Source organism: Streptomyces sp. NPDC002130 (genome assembly GCF_040296465.1).
In the GTDB taxonomy this organism is placed as follows: Bacteria; Actinomycetota; Actinomycetes; order Streptomycetales; family Streptomycetaceae; genus Streptomyces.
On record NZ_JBEOXI010000587.1, the window covers coordinates 1 to 2,263 of the forward strand.

The window sequence follows — 2,263 nt, forward strand, 5'->3', positions numbered from 1 at the left end:
GGCGGCTACGGCGACAAGCTTCGCGCGGAGCTGGACAAGACCCCGATCTACCAGGAACTCGACGTCGTGAAGGACGGCCGCGCGATCATTCTGGAAGACGCTGCTGCCGAAGCCATGACGTGGAGCACCGTACTGAGCTTGCCGTACGCGCTCGAACAGATTCCGCCGCGGATTGCGGGCTTGCTCGTCTGATCGGTTCAAGGACAGCGCTGTTCAAAGTCCAGTGATTCGGACAGTCGGCGGTACTCTCGCCTCATGGGTGTACACGTACGGCCGGCTGTCCGATCCGATGTTCCGGCACTGTCGGCAGTGTTGGCCGAGGCGTTCGAGGATGATCCCTTGATGGCCTGGATGTTGCCGGACGAGGACTCCAGGGCTGATCGCCTGTCGAAACTGTTTGCCGCAGAAGCTCGTTACCACCACTTTGCCGGTGGCGGTGTCGAGGTGGCCACCGATGACAACGGCGTGATCGGCGGGGCAACTCTGTGGGATCCGCCGGGGCGGTGGAAGCAGTCGTGGATTTCCGGGCTCGTGAGCCTGCCGGCCATGGTGCGTGTCTTCGGCAGGGGGCTACGACATGCGGCCGAGGTCAGCTCCGTTCTCGAAGGAGCACACCCGAATTCGCCGCACTGGTATCTCGCGACGGTAGGGACCGGCAGCGCGGCGCGCGGTGGGGGATACGGCAAAGCACTACTGAACTCCCGGTTGGAGCGTTGTGACCGTGAACATGTCGACGCTTACCTCGAGAGCAGCAAGGAATCGAACATCCCGTACTACAACCGCTTCGGTTTCGAAGTGACCCGCGACATCGTGATGCCAGGCGGCGGGCCGACGATCTACGCAATGATGCGTCAACCGCGTGGCGCGTGATACCAACTAGTGGTGACCCAGATTCCCGAGCTCCACGCAGGCACACCGTTCGACGAACTCGACGACTACATCGCTCTGGCCAGGTTGTCCGGCCTGGTGTTGTCACCTGACGGCTCGCTGCTGATCTGCGCGCGCGCCGTTCTCGACGACAAGCGCGCCGAATACGTGTCCTCGTTGTGGGACCCGATAGCCATCGTCGGTGGCGGCAACTCCGCCGGCCAGGCCGCCGTCTTCCTCGCCGAGCACGTCTCACAGGTGCACCTGCTCATCCGCGGCGATGACCTCGGGAAGAGCATGTCCCGATACCTGGTCGACCAGATCGAACACCATCCGCGGGTCACCGTGCACCGGCACACCGAGATTCGTGCGGTCCACGGCGAGAAATACCTCGAAGCAATTGCAGTCGAGGACAATCGCACCGGCGACCAGGACACGATTCGGGTGCGCGCCCTGTTCGTCTTCATCGGGGCAGTACCGCACACAGGGTGGCTTGCCGACGCGATCGCACTCGACGACCACGGCTTCGTCCTCACCGGTGTGGACGCGATCCACGCACGAGCGGACGGCAGCCTGCCAATCAACGGCGGCCTGTCCAGGACGCTCGAAACCAGCCTGCCCGGCCTGTTCGCGGCGGGCGACATCCGCCGAGGTTCGGTGAAACGAGTGGCATCCGCCGTCGGCGAAGGAGCGATGGCCGTACGCCAAATCCATGAATACTTCGAAAGGAGCTGACGACATGCCAGTAATGGGCACCGTGAAATTCCAACGGTTCTTCAGGGCAGCGGCCGGACTGCAGGTCGACCGGAACGATCTCAAGCGCTATACCGATTTCATCGACGACAAGATCTACGACCTGATCCTGATCGGGAAAGCCTCCGCGAAAGCAAACTTGCGCGACGTGATCGAACCGTGGGACCTGCCGATCACCAAAGGATTACAAGAGAGCATCCACCGGTTCGAAAAACTCGACGAGGAGATCGAACTACAACCGCTGCTCGATCAACTGACCGCCCGCCCGCCCTTGGACGTGGCCCTCTCCGAGGAGACAGAGCAACGACTGCCGCTGATCGCAGGAGGGTTGAGCGTAGCGCTGGCGCAAACCTTCGCCACGATCGAACCGGACCGCAAGAACCCCGGCACAGCCCAATGGACAGTCGCCTTCGACATCTTCCACCTACTCCTGTGACTACCACCCGTCCCGGCGAACCAGTAGATCACCGGGACACCACACCGTGGTCGGGAATCACGAACCACGGCTATCGACACCACGCCAGACAGCGTGTCTGAGTTCGAATATGCCGTCCTGCTCCGGAAATGCCGGAGCGATTCAGCCGCGCTGAAATGCTCGTGGGTTCACCCCGGATGGTGGATACCGAGCTGGCGGGGACCTGGG

At 62.5% G+C, this 2,263-nt stretch carries 3 protein-coding genes and 1 pseudogene; all 4 read left to right on the top strand.

The genetic code is table 11. The features are described from left to right. Nucleotides 1-192: pseudogene (locus ABT116_RS43150) on the top strand (hypothetical protein); the annotation flags it as partial. Nucleotides 193-255: 63 nt separating this feature from the next. Further along, nucleotides 256-870 (top strand): GNAT family N-acetyltransferase, encoded by a 615-nt coding sequence (locus tag ABT116_RS43155; protein ID WP_351646216.1) that lies wholly within the window; start codon nt 256-258, stop codon nt 868-870. Nucleotides 871-882: 12 nt separating this feature from the next. Beyond that, nucleotides 883-1,602, top strand: coding sequence for an NAD(P)/FAD-dependent oxidoreductase (locus ABT116_RS43160; RefSeq protein ID WP_351646218.1), 720 nt, complete (start codon nt 883-885; stop codon nt 1,600-1,602). Between the two features lie 13 nt (nt 1,603-1,615). Then, nucleotides 1,616-2,056 carry a DUF1931 family protein gene (locus ABT116_RS43165; RefSeq protein ID WP_209923620.1) on the top strand — a complete coding sequence of 147 codons (441 nt, stop codon included), beginning with the start codon at nt 1,616-1,618 and terminating at the stop codon, nt 2,054-2,056. Nucleotides 2,057-2,263: the final 207 nt, after the last annotated feature.